The sequence below is a fragment of the Streptomyces globisporus genome, from assembly GCF_003501885.1.
GTDB lineage: Bacteria > Actinomycetota > Actinomycetes > Streptomycetales > Streptomycetaceae > Streptomyces > Streptomyces globisporus_D.
In genome coordinates, this window is the sequence record NZ_QWFA01000401.1 from 1 (window position 1) to 1,039 (window position 1,039).

Below are 1,039 nucleotides of genomic sequence, written 5' to 3' on the forward strand. Positions count from 1 at the left end.
GCGCGGTCGTCGGGCCCTGCGCGGGCGGGGGTCGACAGGGCGGCGGGGGTCGAAGCGGCGACGGATGGGGCCGGGGCCGAGCAGATCGGCCCGGAACAGTCCGTAGGTGATCCGACGTCGGGCCGCGGCTTCCAGTTCGTCCCGCAGGGGGCCGTCGCGGAGCACCGCCTCGGGGCCGAGCAGCCCCTCGACGACGGCCAGCGCACCGGCGATGTCCCCGTGGTCGAGGCGTTCGCGCACACCGGTGAGGCAGTCGGGCCGTCGGTGTGCCTCGTCGATGGCCCGGAGGCAGGGCAGCGGCGTACCGGTGAGGGCGACCAGAAGTTCCTCGCGGCGGATCTCGGCCGGGTCGTGGTCCAGCGGCGCGAGGGCCCCGTCGACCAGGCCGATCCGGTGCTGGGCTCCCCGGCATTCCACCAGGCGCGTCACTCCGGCCCCGTCGCCGGTACGTGAACGGGTCGGGGCCGAAGTCGGCGGGAGGCCCGGCACGAGCGCCCGTGCGACCAGTGGGTGCAGTTGCCCGGCCTCGATCGCCCCGGTACGGAGCAGGTCGAGGTCGGGCAGCACCCAGGTCCCCGCGTCCGGCAGCACCGGTGCGGTGGACGAACCCGAATCCTGCAGCACCGCCGCGATCCGCGCGGCAGGTGTGCCCGGGCCGTCCTCGTCGGCCTCCAGGCGGAGAAGCAGCCGGCGTCGGCCGCCCAGCCGCACGCTCACCGTGCCGCCCGGCCCCCGTCCCTCAGCTCGGAGGAGGGTCGCCGCCTCCGCCGCCCACCGGTCGACGGCACAGTGGCGGTCCGGTGGCACGGCGCTCCACAGGTCCGGGTCGACGGCCCGATCGGCGTGCCCGGTTGACCGGCCGTCGGCACCCGAGCGGAGCCGCAGCTCATCGGCCCTGCGCGCATCCCACAGGTGGCGGTGCAGATCCAGGCGGAAGCGGCGGTTCGGATGCGGGTGGGGGTGGCGGCGGGCGGTGGGCTCGGTGTGCGAGCCGTCCCACAGTGCGAGGCTGATCCGCTGCCCGGCATCAGCCCACGCG

At 76.2% G+C, this 1,039-nt stretch carries 1 protein-coding gene; it reads right to left on the bottom strand.

Features of this window, described 5'->3' with window-relative positions; all coding sequences use genetic code 11:
* Positions 1-1,039, bottom strand: a 1,039-nt coding sequence (locus D3105_RS33970) for a hypothetical protein (protein ID WP_240647140.1), incomplete at both ends; no start/stop codon positions are given.